This window comes from Acinetobacter sp. LT1 (assembly GCF_059800965.1).
Window position 1 is genome coordinate 18,307 of the sequence record NZ_JBBAXE010000012.1, and the last position, 18,014, is coordinate 36,320.

Consider the following 18,014-nt stretch of genomic DNA (forward strand, 5'->3'; position numbering starts at 1 on the left):
TAATTTTTCCAAATAAAAAAACTGATTTAGGCAACTAAATCAGTTTTTTATTTATTGCCTAATATTTATAAACTTTCTTCGAGCTTTAACACTTGTTTGTTTTTAGATTTCTCATAAATCACTTTGAGACTAAGTGCAATAAATGAGATGAAAGTTGGTATTGCTAGAATAAAGAAAATACCGCTTAAGCTTAGGTTAAAAGTAAAAATGAGCGAGCCAAAGAAAGCACCTAAAATTGCACCGATACGACCAATACCATGCATCCATGAAACACCAACCGCGCGACACACTGCTGGATAGAACATAGCTGCAAGTGGCAGTAATGAGGACTGAGCACCAGCGAGTAAGGCACCAATTAAGAAAATAGTAAGACCTAACAAGAAAATATTTGAGCTTACTAGACCTGCGACAATGAATAGGGCGAAGGCAATTAGATATGAATATTTAATGACTGTGGTTGGGTTCAGCTTATCCATGTACCATCCCATAATGGTTGCGCCAATTACACCACCAAAAGGGAAAATCGCGGCAATTAAACTAAACTGTTGGGTACTGAAACCTGCTGTTTTTAAAATCGTTGGCATCCAGCTTGTTAAAAGATAGAACACCAAAAGACTAGTAAAACAGCAGAGCCAAAGCATGCTTGAACCCCAAAGATATTTTCCTAAAACTACTTTAACCGGATTTTCATCTGATACAGTTTCTGCTTGAGTTAAAACAAGTTTTACCGGCTCTTGAAAAGAATGGCCTTGAATATTTTCTAATATACGCTGAGCTTTGTCTTGTTGATGACGTGTAATTAAGTATTGAGTTGATTCAGGTAATTTAAGCAATAAAGCAACCACTAAAATTAGGGGAATGCTTCCACCAATAATAATAACCTTAGCCCAGCCATAGCTTTCTAATAGATAAGCTGACAACACACCGCCACAAGAAATACCCAGCATAAAACCACAGCCAGCAAGACCTGTAAGGAATGCTTTACGTTTTACAGGCATGTATTCAGAGACAATAGTACTGATGTTTGGCATGGCTGCGCCTAAACCAACACCTGTAATAAAGCGATAAATCATTAAGTCTTGGGTTGAATTGGCAAAGCCACACAAAATCGTAAATATGGAAAATAAAAGACTTGTAAAAACAATGACACCTTTACGTCCAAACTTATCGGCTAAAGGGCCAGAAATAATTGCACCGATCGACATGCCCACTAAAGCAGCACTTAAAACTGGAGCAAGCTGAGGCTTGGTAATTCCCCAATCATCGAGCAATGCTGGAGCAATAAAACCGATAATCCCTGTATCTAGACCATCACAGAAGAAGACAAAAAAGCCTAGGATAAAAACCATCCATTGTAATGGAGACAGTTTTTCGCGATTGATAATCGTGTTTGCATCTATCGTTTTCATATGTATTCCTTATTCATTAAAATTTTTTGCTGTAATTGACGAAGAAACGGTTTTCAGAGAAATCGTTTCCATGCTTAACGTCGTAATTGATGAAGATGTATTGAAGAGCTAAACCTTTGAGGAGTGGCTGTTGAAGGGCATAATTGACAATAACGTTTGCTTCACTTTCTTTGTTTTTTAAGCCATCTGCTGTTTTGAAGTGATCGCCATATACATATTTGAAAGTGGTATTTAAACCAGGCACATAATCTTTAAAGTCATAGCCATAGATGAAGTGATAAGACTTTTCATCTTGTTTGAAGAAACCAGTCGTGTTCCAGTTAATGAAATAAGTTTCAGGCAAGAAACCATCTGGTAACGGGTACGCAGACTCACCAATAATTTGCTGATAACCCACACCAAAGCTGTGATTTTTTACTTTAAGCGTTTCTAGTAACCCTATATTTTGTGCGTCGATGTCAAATAGATTTCCATTATCTTTAGCATTGAAATATTTGAATTTTGAATTAACTGAAAAATTAGAATTTTTCCATAGGTGGTCAACGCCGACATAATGTTTGTTATATAAATCCTCCATATTCCCAAAGTAATATTCACCCTTCAATGTAGGCGTAAATTGATAGCGAAGATCTATATAGTTAAGGCCATCAGAGTAGCCAGTCAGACCTTTTGAAGTAAAAGAAAATCGATGGAAATCTTCTTCGTTTCGCGGTGATACTTTTTCAATACGGCCAATTTCTGCAAAAAGCTTATCGTTTAGTTGGCTCTTAAGGTTAGTTCCCCAATAAGATGTCAGGAGTTGCCGACTTGCATCTACAGTGGTTACGGGTAAATCCAGCCATAATTCGCCAATGCTGAGTAGCGTTTTGTTATAGCCTAACTTTAAGGTCGCGCCATATTTTAGATAATCGGGTGCTTGTGACTGCGTGGCTTTATCAAAAGGTAATACCGTATCTGCAACATGTTTATCTTGGCTTAATCGAACCGCATATTGTGCTGAAGCATTTGCGCCAATTTGAATCGGGGTTCCACCAATTTCTAACGGCGTATCATGCATATTTGAGTTGTAAAATAGAGAGAGGGATTGTGACCAGCTACCTGTATCTTTTACATCTGGATTGTCATAGTTTCTGTCTATATATGCATTTTTTGATGTAAATTTCCATTCTTCATCCGCTGAATAAGCCTGAGTAGAAAATGCACTGCAACATAAAATATTGATGAGCATTAACGTTTTTTGTTGTCCATAAATTGGCCATGGTCGATGCATAAATAAAACGCCTTAATTTAGAAAATGACTGGGCTTTTTTTATGTAATCAAACGAATTACATGACTTGATTGAACTATTTTTAGCCAATCGTCACTATCCAATAAGTCCTAATCTTCATCCATTTTTTCCAAATTAGATAAAAAGTATTAATTTAATTTTTTAATTTAAAGTTATGAAATTTATTAGTTTTCTTGTTTTTTGTGTTTTATCCATTTTTATTGATTTTGATAATTGCGCAGAGATTGGATAGTGCTTGCAGCTTTTGGACAGCCTAAAAAAATATTCGGATAGAAGATAAAACCATAACAATGTCAGGAGTTGACACTATGGCTGGTCAAACCGTTCAAATTAAAACAGCATCTGGAAAGCAGTTCAGTGCATATCTAGCAACACCAAAAACAGGAAAAGGACCTGGAGTTGTGCTTTGTCAGGAAATCTTTGGGGTGAATGCAGCCATGCGAGAAAAAGCAGAATTTCTTGCAGAAGAAGGCTATACCGTTTTAGTTCCTGATTTATTTTGGCGTGTAGCACCTAATATTGAACTCGGTTATACACCAGATGACTTTCAAAAAGCTTTTGAACTTTATCAGCAATATGATGAAAACCTCGGTGTTGAAGATATTGAGGACAGCTTAGCTTTTTTAAAGACACAACCAGAATGTGATACCTCTACAGGTCTCGGCGTAGTGGGCTATTGTTTAGGTGGAAAGCTTGCGTATCTTTCAGGCTGTCGACTTTCTGAAGTGGCATGTGCCGTAGGTTATTACGGTGTAGGCATTGAAAAAGCCTTAGATGAGTTAGCCAACGTAAAGGGGCGTTTGGTTTTACATATTGCAGAACTGGACCAATTTACACCGCCAGATGCGAGACAAACGATTGTCGATGCAGCCAACCAATATTCAAATGTACAAGCTTATATTTATGAAGGTGTTGATCATGCTTTTGCACGCCCCAAAAGCAATCATTATCACAAACCTTCAGCTCGTTTTGCCCACGAGCGTACAGTGACAGCACTACATGAAACGATTGGGCCGAAATATGACTTAGTTGCACTATGGGAAGAGCATATTCGTCATGAGTTCGATACGCGTGACGTGCCCGCAACCATGGCAACAATGGTTGCAGAACCTTATGTCAACCATATTCCAACCTTAACTGGTGGTGTAGGCCAAAGCCAGCTTGCCCGTTTTTATCAATATCACTTTGTTCATCAAAATCCAAAAGATATGAAGATCACTTCGATCTCTCGTACGGTTGGCTCAACGCAAGTGGTAGATGAGTTCATTATGAGCTTTACCCACGATGCTGAAATTGACTGGTTATTACCGGGTGTAAAGCCAACTGGCAAATATGTCGAAATTCCAATGTTAGGTGTAATTCAGTTCAGAGGCTCAAAACTGTGCCATGAGCATATTTACTGGGATCAAGCGTCGGTACTCGTTCAAATTGGTTTATTAGATCCAACGGGCTTACCAGTTGCAGGTGTCGAGACAGCGCGAAAACTTCTTGATGAAGATCTTCCTTCCAATACTTTGATGCCATCTTGGTCAAGTAGTGAAGGCAAGCCAGTCAATTAAGGAGTATTGCAATGCATATAGATTTAAAAGGAAAAGTCGCTGTGGTGAGTGGTGGCGCAACACTCATTGGTAAAGCTGTTGTGCAAGCTTTGGTGAGTGCGGGTGCTCATGTCGCTATTTTAGATATTGATGCCAAAGGCAAGGCAATTGCAGAAAGCTTTAACCATGATGTGATGTTTATTCAAACCGATTTAACCAGCGATGTGGCTATTCAACAAGCTGTGGCAGATATTCACCAACATTTAGGTGAAGTGAGTTACTTGGTGAATTTGGCATGTACTTACTTAGATGATGGTTTTAAATCTTCACGTCAGGACTGGTTACAAGCACTCGATATTAATTTGGTCTCAACAGTTGAGCTGAGCCGTGCTTTATACCATGACCTAAAAAAGCAGCAAGGTTCAATCGTTAATTTTACTTCAATCTCGGCCAAAGTGGCACAAACAGGGCGCTGGTTATACCCGGTGTCTAAAGCCGCAATACGTCAACTCACACAAAGCATGGCAATGGATTTTGCTACCGATGGTATTCGCGTCAATTCAGTTTCTCCGGGTTGGACATGGTCTCGAGTCATTGCAGAAGTCAGCGGTGATAACCGTGAAAAAGCCGATAGCGTGGCAGCCGATTATCACTTGCTAGGCCGATTGGGTCATCCCGAAGAAGTTGCCAATGTTGTTTTGTTTTTATTGTCACCCGCTGCGAGTTTTGTCACCGGAGCAGATTATGCGGTCGACGGTGGATATTCAGTAATGGGCCCTGAAGGATCACAGCCCGCTATTCCACGTTTAGCCGAATAGCACAACGTTTTAAAAGCACATTTAGAAAATTATGGAGAATATTATGCGCCGTATTGCAATTGTTGGAGCAGGACAGTCTGGTTTACAGCTTGGTTTGGGGTTATTAGATACAGGTTACGACGTAACCATGATTACCAACCGAACTGCTGATGAAATCCGTCAAGGTAAAGTCATGTCAAGCCAGTGTATGTTTCATACCGCTTTACAAACTGAACGTGACTTGGGACTAAATTTCTGGGAAGAACAATGTCCAGCAGTAGAAGGCATTGGGCTAGCTTTAGTTAATCCTGAAAATGGTAGTAAAGCATTTGAATGGAGCGCTCGTCTTGAGCGCTACGCTCAATCGGTCGATCAACGCGTCAAAATGCCATATTGGATGGAAGAATTTGAACGCCGTGGCGGTCGATTGGTGATTCAGGATGTGGGAATAGAAGAGTTAGAACAACTTGCAAACGACTATGAGCTTGTATTACTCGCTGCTGGTAAAGGTGAGGTTGTTAAACAGTTTGAACGTGATGATGTGCGCAGTGTTTTTGATAAGCCTCAACGCGCTTTGGCTTTGACCTACGTCAAAAACATGAAGCCAATTTCACCTTATTCACGTGTGACTTTTAACATTATTCCTGAAGTCGGCGAATACTTTTCATTTCCGGCACTGACCATCAATGGTCCTTGCGACATTATGGTGTTTGAAGGAATTCCAAATGGACCGATGGATTGCTGGCAAGATGTGAAAACACCTGAACAACATCTGCAATGTAGTTTGGACTTACTCAAGAAATTTGTGCCTTGGGAATATGAACGCTGCACAAATGTTGAGTTGACTGATGCAGGCGGATATTTGGCAGGGCGCTTCCCGCCGACCGTACGCAAACCCGTTTTAACCTTACCCTCTGGCAAAAAGATTTTTGGCATGGCAGATGCCTTAGTGGTCAATGATCCAATTACTGGTCAAGGCTCAAACAATGCGGCTAAGTGTAGCAAGATCTATTTCGATGCCATTTTAGCCAATGATAATCAAAGCTTTAGCGAACAATGGATGGTTCAAACTTTTGAGCGTTATTGGGCTTATGCAGAAAAAGTCGTGGCTTGGACCAATAGCTTGTTATTACCACCTGAGCCTCATGTCGTTGAACTCCTAGCAGCTGCAAGTCAAAACCAGAGCATTGCTTCAATTATGGCCAATAACTTTGATGACCCACGCGCATTTGCTCCTTGGTGGTTTGATGCAGATCAAGCTCAAGCATTCTTGGCCTCAAAAACCACAGCAAAAGTGGCTTAAGGGCAAAACAGCAAAGGGAGAATTAAAAATGGACACAATTGAAACTTTAGCTTTACAAGCGATTAATGCTGAAAACCCAAGAGAAATTCGTAATTTGCTTGGTCAGTTTGCAACTGGCGTTACCGTGATTACCACTCGTGGTAAAGATGGCCGGAAAATAGGTATGACAGCCAATTCGTTTTCATCTCTGTCTTTAGATCCGCCATTAATTTTGTGGAGTCTATCAAAAACAGCGCCAAGTTTGTCTGATTTTGTAGAAGCTGAATATTTTGCCATCCACATGTTGGCGCAAGAGCATCATCAGCTTTCGGGGCATTTTGCTCGAGGTGCCGAAGACAAATTTGCAGGCATTGCCCATCAACAATGCAATGCTGGCGTTCCAATTTTATCCGATGCACTCGCAACCTTGGTTTGCCGCAATGTAAATCAATATGAAGGCGGAGATCACCTGATTTTTATTGGTCAAATTGAACAATACCAACAGCGCCAAGGTGAACCATTGGTATTTCACGCAGGAAAGTATCGGATTGCCGCTGAGCATCCAGAATTAGCAGGTTAATTCACCATAATCACGATCAATCCGGTCGTGATTTTTTATAGGAAATAAGAAGATGAAAAGCACTTTAATTAAACATGGATTTTTCGCAGGGATATTGTTGGGTTTGCCATTGATTACACATGCCTATGATTTACCGACCGTAAACTTAGGTATGACCAGCTTTCTCGATGGTGGTTTACCCGCAGGGCCCGGTTGGTATGCTCAAACCTATTTTCAAAATTACGATAGCAATAAACTGGTCGATTCCAATGGACAAAAACTCGGTTTACCTAAAACAGATTTAAATTATCAAGTCCTGGTTGAACAGATTAGTTATTTATCAAATGTCCGAGTAAAAGATAAAGCCAGTTTAGGTATAAATTTTTTAATTCCTTTTGTCAGCAAAATGGACATGGATGATGGCTTGAATAATGCTGCCATTAAAGCCCAAAGTGGCTTTGGGGACATTATGATTGGACCTTTTATTCAGTTTGATCCAGTCATGCGTGCACAAGGGCCAAAATTTGTACATCGTTTTGAATTTCAGGTGAATTTACCTACGGGCGAATACGATCAACAAAAAGATATTAACCCAAGTAATAATGCTGTTTCATTTGATCCTTATTGGGCTGCCACATATTGGTTTAATCCCAAATGGACCGCTTCCACACGTATTCATTATCTCTATAACTTTAAGAATAATGACCCAAGCTATGCTTTTGCTGGAGCAAATGATATGCAGGCAGGGCAAGCAATTCATGCAAACTTCGCAACAGACTATGCCATTACTGAACAGTTCCGCTTAGGACTAAATGGTTATTGGCTAAAACAAGTCACGGACACCGAAGTTGATGGTGAAAAAGTCAAAGGCCGACGTGAACAAGTCTGGGCGATTGGTCTGGGTGCGATGTATAGTTTTTCTAAAAATGATCACTTGGTTGCAAATGCTTATTTTGAGCAAGATGCTGAAAATCGACCAGAGGGAACACGACTACAAGTTCGTTATGTCCATCATTTTTAATTCATAAAAAAAGCCTTTTATATCAAAAATATAAAAGGCTTTTATCTATTTTAGTTTAAGAAAAAGTTGAAGTAATTAAGCCTTCACTGTGACCAGATCGGCGAGTAGACGAAGGTAACTCACCATAACGGCGTTTATATTCTTGAGAAAAACGGCCTAAATGGCTAAATCCCCATTTAAATGCAACGTCTGTGACCGATAGATTTTCATTGTGCATCAGCTCTAAATGGGCTTGCTCAAAGCGTAACTCTTTTAAATAAGACATTGGGGTTGTCCCCAAATAATTTTTAAAACCGGTAAATAGCGTTCTCACACTCACGCCTGCATGTTCAGCCAAAATTTCGACATTAAGCGGCTCATGTAAATGTTCTTTAATATAGGCTTCTGTGCGCTTTACGAAATAAGGAGAGACTGTTTTTTCTTTATGCTGGTCTATTTTATGCAACGCATTATTGGGTTGACCATAAATAAGTGCATTAAACAAATTTGACTCAAATTGTTTAAAGGCTAAAGGATGATGAAGCGGGTGTTGATCACAGGCTAAAGCATCCATCAAGGTTCTAACGAGCTGTAAAAAATAGGCTCCACTTTGTGTAGAAAAGTCTAATTTTGGGTCGAAAACGAGTAAGTTATTTTCTGAATCAGCAATATGCTGACGGCAATGATACGTAAAATCATCCTTTGAAACTTTTAGAATGAGCTGCGGTGAGTTCGCATGCCAGCGCATACGTAAAGATTGCTGAGGTGAAATAAGAGATGCAACTTGAGAATAAGAAATAAACTTTTGTGAACCAAACTCGATTTCTGCGTAGCCTTGAGTTGGAATTTGAATTAGGTAAAAGTTATCAAGGTGATCTGGTTCAATAATGACATCCGCGCCATATTCCAAGCGACTAATAGACAATGCGCCTGTTTTAACATGGTGCATGGTTGCACTGAAATCTCGCTTCTGATGAGAGATTTTAAGATCATGTGGTTTAAAAATTTGACCTACATTTCGGCAGGTTTCACTTAAATCGTGGTGATCAAACACCAAATTATGATCAGTAAAGATCGACTCATTTTGAAAATGACGTCCACTGAGTTCGGGGGAGTTGGCTTGGTTCATATTTATCCCTTTTGGCTCACTCCTGTATTTACTGTGCAAAATATGTGAAACCTTAGCTTTGCAACACGTAAATACGGCACTTAAAAAATTAAGTTACTCGTAAATTACAATGAGATATAAGCAAAATACAGACCAATTTAACCGCTAGTTAATGTGATTTTCTCAAATTTTTACATCGGATTTTATCCATCAATTTAGTAAATTCGAGAAATAGAATAGGGGGATATAAAAGGTGCTATAAGTTAATCTCATCATGATCTTATTCCTTAAGATCTATCAAAATTTATAGCAAATCCGAGTGAGCTGGTCAATTTATTTTGTCGGAATTTATTGTTTTATATTATTGATATATAAAAACTTTTAATTTGAATGCAAAAATTCAATATACCCCTTATAAGAGTATATTGAATCATTTCAGGTTTTAGTGGTTTTTAAATTATTTATACTTCAACGTGATGTATTGCTCTGTAAAAACTTCTCGCTATAAATACGATAGTTTTGCAAAGATTGTTCATCTAACCAATTTTTAACGGCTTCAATCATCGGTGGTGGGCCACATAAATACATATCAAAAGCCTGCTCGGCCAATTGATCTTTATTCAAGTGCTCATGAATATAGCCCGCTTTACCTTGCCAAGCTTCGGTTGCTTTAGTCACAATCGGGTGATAACTAAAGTTTGGTAGCTGCTCCGCGTAGGCATGTAAACGCTGTTGTTCACACAAGTCGGTTTCATTATTTACGCCGTAGTACAACTGAACGGCAGGTGAGTTAGGCTGCTCAACCAAGTTATCAAGCATTCCCAAGAAAGCAGATAATCCTGTTCCACCTGCCACAAAAACCAGTGGACGCTGTACTTCACGTAAATAGAAACTACCAAGTGGTGCTTCAATAAGTAGGGTTTGTCCAACCTGACAACGATCACGCAAATAATTACTCATCACACCATCAGGCAAGAGACGAATTAAGAATTGCAATTGATTGGTTGCGTTTGGTCTATTTGCAAAAGAATAAGAGCGCCAGTCTTCAGTATCTGGAATTTGCAAACGAGCATATTGACCCGGTAAAAACTGAAGCTGTTCAGCATGATTGCTTGCATCAAGATGTAAGATTGCTGTCGTTTCAGAAACAAGCTCAACCGCAGTCACTTGGGTTTCAATTTTTAAGGTGTCGCCAGCATTGCAAATAGCAGAATCATGATCGAAATAAAAAGCTGCATCTGATTTCACACGCGTCTGGCAAGCTAACATTTTACGCTCAGCCAAATCACGTTCACTTAATGCATCTTCATCAACATATTCTTGTTCATAAATACCGGTTTCACACTGTCCCTGACAGGTACCACAAACACCTTCACGGCAGTCTAGCGGGAGGTTAATTCCTTGGCGAACTGCTGCATCAAGCAGCAATTCATCGTTATTTACCGAAATGAAAAAGGTTTTGCCATCGGCAAAGTTAAGTGCAACTGAATGTCCCATTTTTCATTCCCCTTAAACGTGATAGAAGTCTAAAACGGAATCAATTTTGTCATTCAACAAAATGCTGTGCTGACGACGAATGCGGAAACCATCTGCTGTTTGATGTAAAAGATAAGTGGCATGTCCGTAAAAACAACCTTCTAATCCTTGACGGTTATAAAGCGTTTGCCATGCAACTTTTGCTTCAATTAATCCATCATCCAATGTTTTAACTCGGATGTTGTTTATGCTATGCAAAGTACGTGGTAACGGAGTTGCAGATGCTGCTTTACCTGTACGAATACGGAATACACGGTCTTCGAGTCCAGTACGGTCCGCATAATAAATATAAGACAAGCCCTGATTTGGATCTTGAACATAGTTATGGTCATCAATCCACTGTGGAATATGATATTCACTATCTTCATCGTAAAGCTCTAGATAGGCATCCCAGTCATAAGCATCACAAAGCTCTGCCTTTTTGTACAAAAACTGAGATACAGCAAAATGTAGTTCTTGTGACATGGTTACACCTCATCCATTACGGCATTGTTTTCAAAAGTAATATCCTGCATTTTCAGCGCTTTTTTATTTAAGCCGTCGAGCATTAGGCGTTGCCAGTGTCCATGTTGATTTACATAGAGTCCCTCGTGGGTAAACTCACGGCCAGTAATGACAGGTTGAATGCCTAAATCTTGTGAGTTTTTAGTTGCACCATATTCCCAAGACTGACAACCACGCGAAATATCGCTCCAACGTTCAAGTCGTGCTTGGAAACCTTTTTGCTGTTCACGGAATTCAACTAAATCGTCTGGTGTACCAAGGCCTGATACGTTAAAGAAATCTTCAAACTGGCGAATACGGTTACGGCGTGCTTCAGCAGATTCACCTTTAACACCAATACATTGGCTAATGACTTCAGTTTTATTCCATGCCACAGGGCGAACAATACGAAGCTGAGAACTAATTTGGTCCATAAAGAATAGGCTAGGGTACAAGTTCAAGTTTCTTAAACGGTGCATTGCCCACTCAGCATATTTGTCGCCATATTTTTCGACCATATATGGCATAACTGTGCTGTAACCCGGACGAACTGTTGGGTTCGGCATGTCACTAAACAATACGCTATGGCCATTTTTAAAACTAAACCAACCATCGTCAGTTTCTGAGTCACCGGCACCTAACTTGCTGTAGTCAAGCGTATCGAGTTCTTCACCTTTTGATGCATTGACTTGTTGACGGTGTTGGACTGTAGAGACATAGTTATAGTGAACGGTACTGACATGGTAACCATCTAAGCCATTTTCATTTTGTAGCTTCCAGTTACCTGCAAAGGTATAAGATGACTTGCCCTGTAATACTTCGAGTTCACCTGTTGGCGACTGGTTAACCATTAAATCAAGGAACAGTTTTGCATCGCCTAAAAAGTCTTCTAAAGAATCTGTTGCTTGAGTATCAAGACTTACAAATACGAAACCACGGTAGCTGGCAATACGGCCTTGTTTTAAGCCACGGCTTGATTTATCAAAATCTTCACAATATTCACCAGGCGCTTTTACCTTAACCAAACGGCCATCTGACTTATAGCACCATGCGTGGAACGGACATGTAAAGGTTGACTGGTTGCCTTTAGCAACGCGTGTTAAGGTCGCACCGCGGTGTTCACAAGCATTGACCATCGCGTGTAATTCGCCTTTACCATCACGGCTCACAATAATCGGTTGACGACCAATTTGAACTGTTAGGAAATCATGATTGTTTGGAATCTCACTTTCGTGACATGCATAAATCCAAACCTTTTCAAAAATAAGCTCCATTTCCAAGTCAAATAGTTCAGGCTCGGTAAACATATTACGTGCAATACGAAACACGCCATCGTTAGGACGGAAGTCGATACATCCATCTACAAAATCATTCCATTGTTTTAAATTAGATGAGGTCATTGCTCAATCCTCCAATCAGCTTTTAACTGATTGAACCGCGATTAAGCCTGAGCCTCTATCCGTTTTTTCCAGATCTTTATCCACTTTGTGCAGTTTTGATTTTTTTTAATTGAACTCTTTTTAAGAAAGAGTAGAGACTTAAATTTGTATGTGTTTTAACCTATTAAAGTTCCTTATAATGTTAAAGAGCATAAAATGAAATTTTGTGAACTAAGTCTATGAAAGAACAAAACTTAAAATTACAAATTAGAATTCTTTTAGAGCAAAACATTGCATTTGGTCCGGGTAAGGCAGACTTACTTGAAGCAATTGAGAGAACTGGTTCAATCTCACAAGCTGCAAAATCTATGAATATGAGCTACCGCCGTGCATGGCAGTTGGTCGATACGATGAACCAGTGCTTTGAAATAGCTTTAGTTGAAACTCAAACAGGCGGAACACATGGTGGTGGGGCAGCCGTTACAGCTTTGGGTCAGAAAGTCTTACAGCATTACCGCCAAATGGAAATCAATGCTCGACAAGCCTTAGAACATGATTATCAAATCATGAGTAGCTATTTAAAAGGCTAAATAAAAACTTTCATAGCGACTGAATTTTTTAATGTGGTATAGCTTTTGCTTAATCCAAAGTACATGCTGAAAAAGCACTGCTGCATTACAGTCATCTATATTTAACGAATTATACTTTTCATAATCTTCGTGTAGCGCTATATTCTTGGGTATATATCGCTGCAAAAACGACAAAAAGGTAAAAATAATGGTAAGTGATACGAAGATAAAAAAATTGGCTTTAGCCTGTTCAGTCCTCAGCATAGGATTGCTCTTTAATATCTCAGCCAAGGCTGAATCGGTTACCGTTTATGCAGCAGCGAGCTTAACGAATGCGATTAATGATTTAGAAAAAATTTACGAAAAACAGAATAAAGTAGAAGTCAAAACTTCATATGCAGGCTCATCGACATTAGCTAAACAAATTGAAGCTGGAGCACCAGCCGATGTATTTATTTCAGCAGATACCCAGTGGATGGATTATCTGCAAAACAAAAAACGAGTTGCAGCAAATGACCGTATAAATTTACTAGGTAACCGTTTGGTTCTAATTACCCCTAAAAGGCATTCACTAAATATAAAACTAGATAAAGCCACCGATCCTAATAAAGTGTTTACAGGCAAGATTTGTACAGGGGATACTAAAAGTGTGCCTGTAGGCAAATATGCTAAACAAGCTTTTACTAACTTAGGTTGGTGGAGTCGTGTTGAGCCAAAGTTAGTCGAAACAGAAGATGTTCGAGCAGCGCTAAACTTTGTTGCGCGTGGTGAATGTCAAGTCGGTATTGTCTATGCAACTGATGCTGCAATTAGTAAAGATGTAAAAGTAGTGGGTGTATTTCCGGAAAATACACATTCGCCAATTATTTATCCTGTAGGGATGATTAAAAAGAACTCAAACTCAGCAAAGTTCTATCAATTTTTACAAAGCACCCAAGCCAAAGCTGTCTTTAAAAAGTATGGCTTTAGTGTGCTCACCCCAGTTAAACCATGATGTTCTCTTTAACCCCAGAAGAGCTCAGCGTTCTGCAACTTTCTTGTAAGGTTGCAGCAAGTTGTCTTGTGGTCAGTATTATTCCTGCAATTTGTGTGGGATGGTTTTTGGCACGTAAAGAGTTCTGGGGTAAGTCATTTATTGAAACGTTAGTGTTTTTACCTTTGGTGTTACCTCCTGTTGTACCTGGTTATTTGCTTTTACAAGTTTTTGGTAGCCGCGGCGTTATTGGGCAATATTTGGCACCGCTTGGAATTGATTTTGCATTTAACTGGAAAGGCGCCGTTCTTGCCTCGGCAGTGATGGGTTTCCCGCTATTGGTTCAATCTATTCGTCTAGCGATTGAACTGGTCGATCAGCGTTTAGAAATGGCAGCAAAGACATTAGGTGCTTCATCTTTAGGGGCATTTTTTCATGTCACTTTACCTCTTGCCAGCAGTGGCATTTTAATTGGTGCTATTTTATGTTTTTGCCGTAGTTTAGGTGAGTTTGGGGCCACCATTACCTTTGTAGGTAATATTTCTAATGAAACACGAACTTTGCCTCTAGCCATGTATAGCTTAATGCAACAACCCGATACAGAGGCCGCTATTCAACGACTTATTGTTTTATCGCTAAGCGTGGCATTTTTAGCGCTATGGTTTGCACAGTGGTTTCATCGTTATCAAAAGAAACGCTTAGGGCGGTAGAAATATGTTAATTGATTGCCGTTTTCAGCTACACATGGGTCAATTTCATATTGAACCTAGTTTCCAGTCAGATGCTTCTGTTATTGGCTTATTCGGTGCATCGGGTTCAGGTAAAACATCGATTTTACATGCCATTGCTGGCCTGAACACTCCGCGTAGTGGGCTCATTAAAATACAGGAACAAACATGGTTTGATTCAGATCAAAAAATTAACTTGAGTACCCAAAAGCGGCATGTTGGATTGGTTTTTCAAGATGCTCAGCTTTTTCCGCATAAAACGGTAAAGCAAAACTTATTATTTGGTCTTAAGCGTCTATCCCAACAAGAACGTCACTTCGAAACAGATTACATTATTGAGTTATTAAAATTAGGGCACTTATTACAACGCATGCCCATTAAACTCTCAGGAGGGGAAAAACAGCGCGTAGCACTGGGTCGAGCATTGTTATATTCACCTAAGCTGTTACTGCTTGATGAGCCTTTATCAGCATTAGATGCGAATCATAAAGCCGAAATTATTCCTTTTTTTCAGAAAGTAAAAGAGGAAATAAAAATTCCAATGATTTATGTGAGTCATGATATTCAAGAGATTAAACATCTGACCGAAACTATGTGGATTTTATAATTTTTCATTTTTTATATGCATTTCCAAACTTACGAGAGTCGGAGTTATAGAGAACTCATTCTTAGCCTGCTGGAGATTGAACCCTAAAAAGTTACTAGGTTTGATAAACCATAAATCTGATTTTAGCCGAATAAATCAAAACCTGCTTTATTGAAAATGATTATTAACAATAAAATATTTCTGACCTTCTAATTTAATAAAACTAATATAAAACAACAATTTAATTTAAAATTTTAAGCTAAAGCTCATTTACCTGAGATCATAAATTAATCTTTTATCTTAATTTGCTATTGATAAGAATGATAATTATTTGCAATTATATTTATAGATTTCTTTATAATATAAATTGGAGTATCCACATGCGCTCTACCATCGTGGTCACAGGTGCTGCAAGAGGGATAGGAGCGGCTATTGCCAAGCAACTACTAGATCAGGGCTATCACGTTATTGGTATTGACCGACAAGAAAATCCTAAACAATGGGATATCAGCAAAACAATAACGCCAGATCAAACTTCACAATGGCAAGGCATCTCACAAGACATTACCCATCAACAAGAAACACAAACTTTAATTTCAGAGCTTTTAGAAAGATACGAAATTACGGGGTTAGTAAATGCAGCAGGAGTATTAATTATGCGCTCCATGCTTGAAGCCAAAACGGAAGATTGGGAAACACTTTTTGCGGTCAATGTCATGGCACCTATTGCGATTAGCCAACAAGTTGCTAAACATTTTTGTGCAAAAAGGCAGGGCAGTATTGTCACTATTAGTTCAAATAGTGCACGCATGCCGCGTATGCAACTTGGTATGTACGCCACCACTAAGGCCGCACTGAGTCATTTTTGTCGCAATCTAGCACTTGAAATTGCACCTTATCAAGTCAGGCTAAATATTGTTTCACCAGGATCTACTCTCACTCAAATGCAGCAACAACTCTGGACTGATAATACACCTCCACCTGCAGTAATTGATGGTGATTTGAGTCAGTACCGAACAGGTATTCCCTTAAGAAAACTCGCGCAACCAGATGATATTGCCAATACCGTGATCTTTTTACTTTCGGACCAAGCTGCCCAAATTACGATGCAAGAAATAGTGGTAGATGGGGGAGCGACACTTGGGGTTTAAAGATTACTTCAGCACAACAACCATCTGAAATTAAAAAATATTTTGAAAAATAGAAAAGGAAAATACTAATGAGTATTCCAAAGATTGCAAGTTATAGTATGCCCCAAGCCCATGAATTTACTCCCAACAAAACAAATTGGCCATTGCATACCAATCGAGCTGTTTTATTGGTTCATGATATGCAGCAATATTTTTTAGATTTCTATGACTTGACTCAGGAACCTATTCCAGAACTCATTAAAAACACCAAAGCATTAATTGACGCCGCTCATCAATCTAATATTCCCGTTGTTTATACAGCACAACCCGGCAATCAATCACCTGAACATCGACAATTATTAACTGATTTTTGGGGACCTGGTTTAAAGAACGAGCCGAGCTTTACGCAGATTTTGCCAAAAATTTCACCTCAAAAAAATGATACGGTTCTTACCAAGTGGAGATATAGTGTTTTTAAATTTTCACCTCTCGAACAACTCATGCGGGAGTCTGGTCGCGATCAACTCATTATCTGTGGTGTATATGCACATATTGGTTGTTTAATGAGTGCTGCGGAAGCATTTATGCTAAACATACAGCCATTCTTATGTGGTGATGCACTAGCTGACTTTAGCCGAGAAGAGCACGATATGGCGTTAAAATATGCTAGTACACGATGCGCTCAAGTCATGACAACACAACAAGTGATTCATGCATGGATGCAAGAACAAGATGTACTATCTTTAGCATAATAGTCATTTAACTTATTCTATTTAAAATATAAAAAGCAGATCATCGATCTGCTTTTTATATGGGTGGAAATGAATACTTATTTAGTAATATATAATGGTTATCATTATGTATTTGATAATTAATTAATATTGAATATCAAAACTTATATGTATATGATACACCGCTAAACACAAATGATAATATTTATCATATGTTAATCATTATATAGAATAAGGTCGGAAAATGACTTAATGAAGAGGGTCGCCATATGGTTCAGCTCAAGAATTCTTTTATTCACCAAGCGCGTACATGTAGATAGTGAGGTAGGAATAATATTAAATTATTCAGAAACTTATAATCAGCTCAAAGCTTATTTATAGGGTAATAAGCTCTGATTTATACATCAAATCATTTCCATAATTTTCAAGTAAGTATAGACAAAATAATTTTAAAAAATTTCTATATTTTTTCAACATTAAGGTTAATTAATCATGACAGCAACTTCAAAATCATTATTAAATGGACTACCCATAAAAAAATCGAGAATACAGGTTTTTGAAATTTTAAATCAAAATCCACAAGGCTTAAGTGCTGTGAGTATTTATACGCAAATTAAAAATGAACATAAAATAACGCTAGGAACGATTTATCGAATCTTGTCGGAATTTGAAAACCGTAAACTCATCAAAAGGGTGTTTTTAGGAAAAAGCAAAATTTTTTATAAGCTTAGAAAAGACAAGATGAGTTGTAACCTCATTTCGCTCAAAACCTCTGAAGCCTTGAACTTTGAACATGACAAAGTTAAAGAATTACTTCATGAGGTTACTGATATTATTTTTGCAAATACCGGAGTCGATATCAGTAGTGTTGAACTCAATCTATATACTGAATAAAAATCTTTTAAAGTGCCATAAAA

At 38.6% G+C, this 18,014-nt stretch carries 18 protein-coding genes; 12 read left to right on the plus strand and 6 right to left on the minus strand.

The genetic code is table 11. From position 1 onward, the window contains the following. Positions 1-65: 65 nt before the first annotated feature. Both WBW42_RS12745 and WBW42_RS12750 read right to left on the minus strand, forming a co-directional pair. Positions 66-1,409 carry an MFS transporter gene (locus WBW42_RS12745; RefSeq protein ID WP_032057563.1) on the minus strand — a complete coding sequence of 448 codons (1,344 nt, stop codon included), beginning with the start codon at positions 1,407-1,409 and terminating at the stop codon, positions 66-68. 16 nt (positions 1,410-1,425) lie between these two features. After that, positions 1,426-2,637, minus strand: coding sequence for an OprD family outer membrane porin (locus WBW42_RS12750; RefSeq protein WP_370510456.1), 1,212 nt, complete (start codon positions 2,635-2,637; stop codon positions 1,426-1,428). Between the two features lie 369 nt (positions 2,638-3,006). Here WBW42_RS12750 and WBW42_RS12755 point away from each other — a divergent pair, with 369 nt between their 5' ends. Genes WBW42_RS12755 through WBW42_RS12775 form a run of 5 tightly spaced genes read left to right on the plus strand, consistent with a single transcriptional unit; the run spans position 3,007 to position 7,895 of the window. Continuing rightward, positions 3,007-4,257, plus strand: coding sequence for a dienelactone hydrolase family protein (locus WBW42_RS12755; RefSeq protein ID WP_032057566.1), 1,251 nt, complete (start codon positions 3,007-3,009; stop codon positions 4,255-4,257). Positions 4,258-4,268: 11 nt separating this feature from the next. Next, complete coding sequence (locus tag WBW42_RS12760; RefSeq protein ID WP_284105442.1) at positions 4,269-5,054, plus strand: SDR family oxidoreductase; 786 nt, start codon at positions 4,269-4,271, stop codon at positions 5,052-5,054. Between the two features lie 43 nt (positions 5,055-5,097). Further along, a complete protein-coding gene (locus WBW42_RS12765; RefSeq protein WP_032057570.1) occupies positions 5,098-6,336 on the plus strand; it encodes a styrene monooxygenase/indole monooxygenase family protein in 1,239 nt (412 codons plus the stop codon). A gap of 28 nt (positions 6,337-6,364) precedes the next feature. Next, positions 6,365-6,895: a flavin reductase family protein gene (locus WBW42_RS12770; protein WP_032003622.1), complete on the plus strand. Its 531-nt coding sequence runs from the start codon at positions 6,365-6,367 to the stop codon at positions 6,893-6,895. 52 nt (positions 6,896-6,947) lie between these two features. Continuing rightward, positions 6,948-7,895, plus strand: a complete 948-nt coding sequence (locus WBW42_RS12775; protein WP_032057571.1) for a SphA family protein — start codon at positions 6,948-6,950, stop codon at positions 7,893-7,895. 55 nt (positions 7,896-7,950) lie between these two features. Here the strand turns inward: WBW42_RS12775 and WBW42_RS12780 are convergent, their stop codons facing one another. The 4 genes from WBW42_RS12780 to antA form a co-directional block, all read right to left on the minus strand. Beyond that, positions 7,951-9,003 (minus strand): AraC family transcriptional regulator, encoded by a 1,053-nt coding sequence (locus tag WBW42_RS12780; RefSeq protein WP_032057573.1) that lies wholly within the window; start codon positions 9,001-9,003, stop codon positions 7,951-7,953. Between the two features lie 447 nt (positions 9,004-9,450). Continuing rightward, positions 9,451-10,479, minus strand: a complete 1,029-nt coding sequence (gene antC, locus WBW42_RS12785) for an anthranilate 1,2-dioxygenase electron transfer component AntC (protein WP_032057574.1) — start codon at positions 10,477-10,479, stop codon at positions 9,451-9,453. A gap of 12 nt (positions 10,480-10,491) precedes the next feature. Further along, positions 10,492-10,983, minus strand: a complete 492-nt coding sequence (gene antB / locus WBW42_RS12790; protein WP_032057575.1) for an anthranilate 1,2-dioxygenase small subunit — start codon at positions 10,981-10,983, stop codon at positions 10,492-10,494. 2 nt (positions 10,984-10,985) lie between these two features. Beyond that, on the minus strand, positions 10,986-12,401 hold the full coding sequence (gene antA / locus WBW42_RS12795) for an anthranilate 1,2-dioxygenase large subunit (RefSeq protein WP_019459119.1): 1,416 nt from the start codon (positions 12,399-12,401) through the stop codon (positions 10,986-10,988). Positions 12,402-12,619: 218 nt separating this feature from the next. Here antA and WBW42_RS12800 point away from each other — a divergent pair, with 218 nt between their 5' ends. The 7 genes from WBW42_RS12800 to WBW42_RS12830 all read left to right on the plus strand — a co-directional run bounded on the left by WBW42_RS12800 (position 12,620) and on the right by WBW42_RS12830 (position 17,991). After that, positions 12,620-12,970: a winged helix-turn-helix domain-containing protein gene (locus WBW42_RS12800; RefSeq protein WP_032057577.1), complete on the plus strand. Its 351-nt coding sequence runs from the start codon at positions 12,620-12,622 to the stop codon at positions 12,968-12,970. 187 nt (positions 12,971-13,157) lie between these two features. Further along, a complete protein-coding gene (gene modA / locus WBW42_RS12805) occupies positions 13,158-13,943 on the plus strand; it encodes a molybdate ABC transporter substrate-binding protein (protein ID WP_032057578.1) in 786 nt (261 codons plus the stop codon). Next, entirely contained in the window at positions 13,940-14,632 is a 693-nt protein-coding gene (gene modB, locus WBW42_RS12810) for a molybdate ABC transporter permease subunit (RefSeq protein WP_032057579.1), read from the plus strand. The genes modA and modB overlap by 4 nt, the downstream gene beginning before the upstream one ends. A gap of 4 nt (positions 14,633-14,636) precedes the next feature. Then, on the plus strand, positions 14,637-15,257 hold the full coding sequence (locus WBW42_RS12815) for an ATP-binding cassette domain-containing protein (RefSeq protein ID WP_032057581.1): 621 nt from the start codon (positions 14,637-14,639) through the stop codon (positions 15,255-15,257). A gap of 359 nt (positions 15,258-15,616) precedes the next feature. Continuing rightward, a complete protein-coding gene (locus WBW42_RS12820) occupies positions 15,617-16,387 on the plus strand; it encodes an SDR family oxidoreductase (RefSeq protein WP_002113769.1) in 771 nt (256 codons plus the stop codon). A gap of 68 nt (positions 16,388-16,455) precedes the next feature. Continuing rightward, positions 16,456-17,118 (plus strand): isochorismatase family protein, encoded by a 663-nt coding sequence (locus tag WBW42_RS12825; RefSeq protein ID WP_032003629.1) that lies wholly within the window; start codon positions 16,456-16,458, stop codon positions 17,116-17,118. A gap of 471 nt (positions 17,119-17,589) precedes the next feature. Continuing rightward, positions 17,590-17,991 carry a transcriptional repressor gene (locus WBW42_RS12830; protein WP_032057583.1) on the plus strand — a complete coding sequence of 134 codons (402 nt, stop codon included), beginning with the start codon at positions 17,590-17,592 and terminating at the stop codon, positions 17,989-17,991. The last annotated feature ends 23 nt before the right edge of the window (positions 17,992-18,014 follow it).

Coding starts and splice junctions, on each gene's coding strand:
- modA (WP_032057578.1), top strand. CDS start 13,158: ATGGTAAGTGATACGAAGATAAAAAAATTGGCTTTAGCCTGTTCAGTC.
- WBW42_RS12815 (WP_032057581.1), top strand. CDS start 14,637: ATGTTAATTGATTGCCGTTTTCAGCTACACATGGGTCAATTTCATATT.
- antA (WP_019459119.1), bottom strand. CDS start 12,401: ATGACCTCATCTAATTTAAAACAATGGAATGATTTTGTAGATGGATGT.
- WBW42_RS12780 (WP_032057573.1), bottom strand. CDS start 9,003: ATGAACCAAGCCAACTCCCCCGAACTCAGTGGACGTCATTTTCAAAAT.
- antC (WP_032057574.1), bottom strand. CDS start 10,479: ATGGGACATTCAGTTGCACTTAACTTTGCCGATGGCAAAACCTTTTTC.
- WBW42_RS12745 (WP_032057563.1), bottom strand. CDS start 1,409: ATGAAAACGATAGATGCAAACACGATTATCAATCGCGAAAAACTGTCT.
- WBW42_RS12760 (WP_284105442.1), top strand. CDS start 4,269: ATGCATATAGATTTAAAAGGAAAAGTCGCTGTGGTGAGTGGTGGCGCA.
- WBW42_RS12750 (WP_370510456.1), bottom strand. CDS start 2,637: ATGCTCATCAATATTTTATGTTGCAGTGCATTTTCTACTCAGGCTTAT.
- WBW42_RS12830 (WP_032057583.1), top strand. CDS start 17,590: ATGACAGCAACTTCAAAATCATTATTAAATGGACTACCCATAAAAAAA.
- modB (WP_032057579.1), top strand. CDS start 13,940: ATGATGTTCTCTTTAACCCCAGAAGAGCTCAGCGTTCTGCAACTTTCT.
- antB (WP_032057575.1), bottom strand. CDS start 10,983: ATGTCACAAGAACTACATTTTGCTGTATCTCAGTTTTTGTACAAAAAG.
- WBW42_RS12775 (WP_032057571.1), top strand. CDS start 6,948: ATGAAAAGCACTTTAATTAAACATGGATTTTTCGCAGGGATATTGTTG.
- WBW42_RS12825 (WP_032003629.1), top strand. CDS start 16,456: ATGAGTATTCCAAAGATTGCAAGTTATAGTATGCCCCAAGCCCATGAA.
- WBW42_RS12800 (WP_032057577.1), top strand. CDS start 12,620: ATGAAAGAACAAAACTTAAAATTACAAATTAGAATTCTTTTAGAGCAA.
- WBW42_RS12820 (WP_002113769.1), top strand. CDS start 15,617: ATGCGCTCTACCATCGTGGTCACAGGTGCTGCAAGAGGGATAGGAGCG.
- WBW42_RS12755 (WP_032057566.1), top strand. CDS start 3,007: ATGGCTGGTCAAACCGTTCAAATTAAAACAGCATCTGGAAAGCAGTTC.
- WBW42_RS12765 (WP_032057570.1), top strand. CDS start 5,098: ATGCGCCGTATTGCAATTGTTGGAGCAGGACAGTCTGGTTTACAGCTT.
- WBW42_RS12770 (WP_032003622.1), top strand. CDS start 6,365: ATGGACACAATTGAAACTTTAGCTTTACAAGCGATTAATGCTGAAAAC.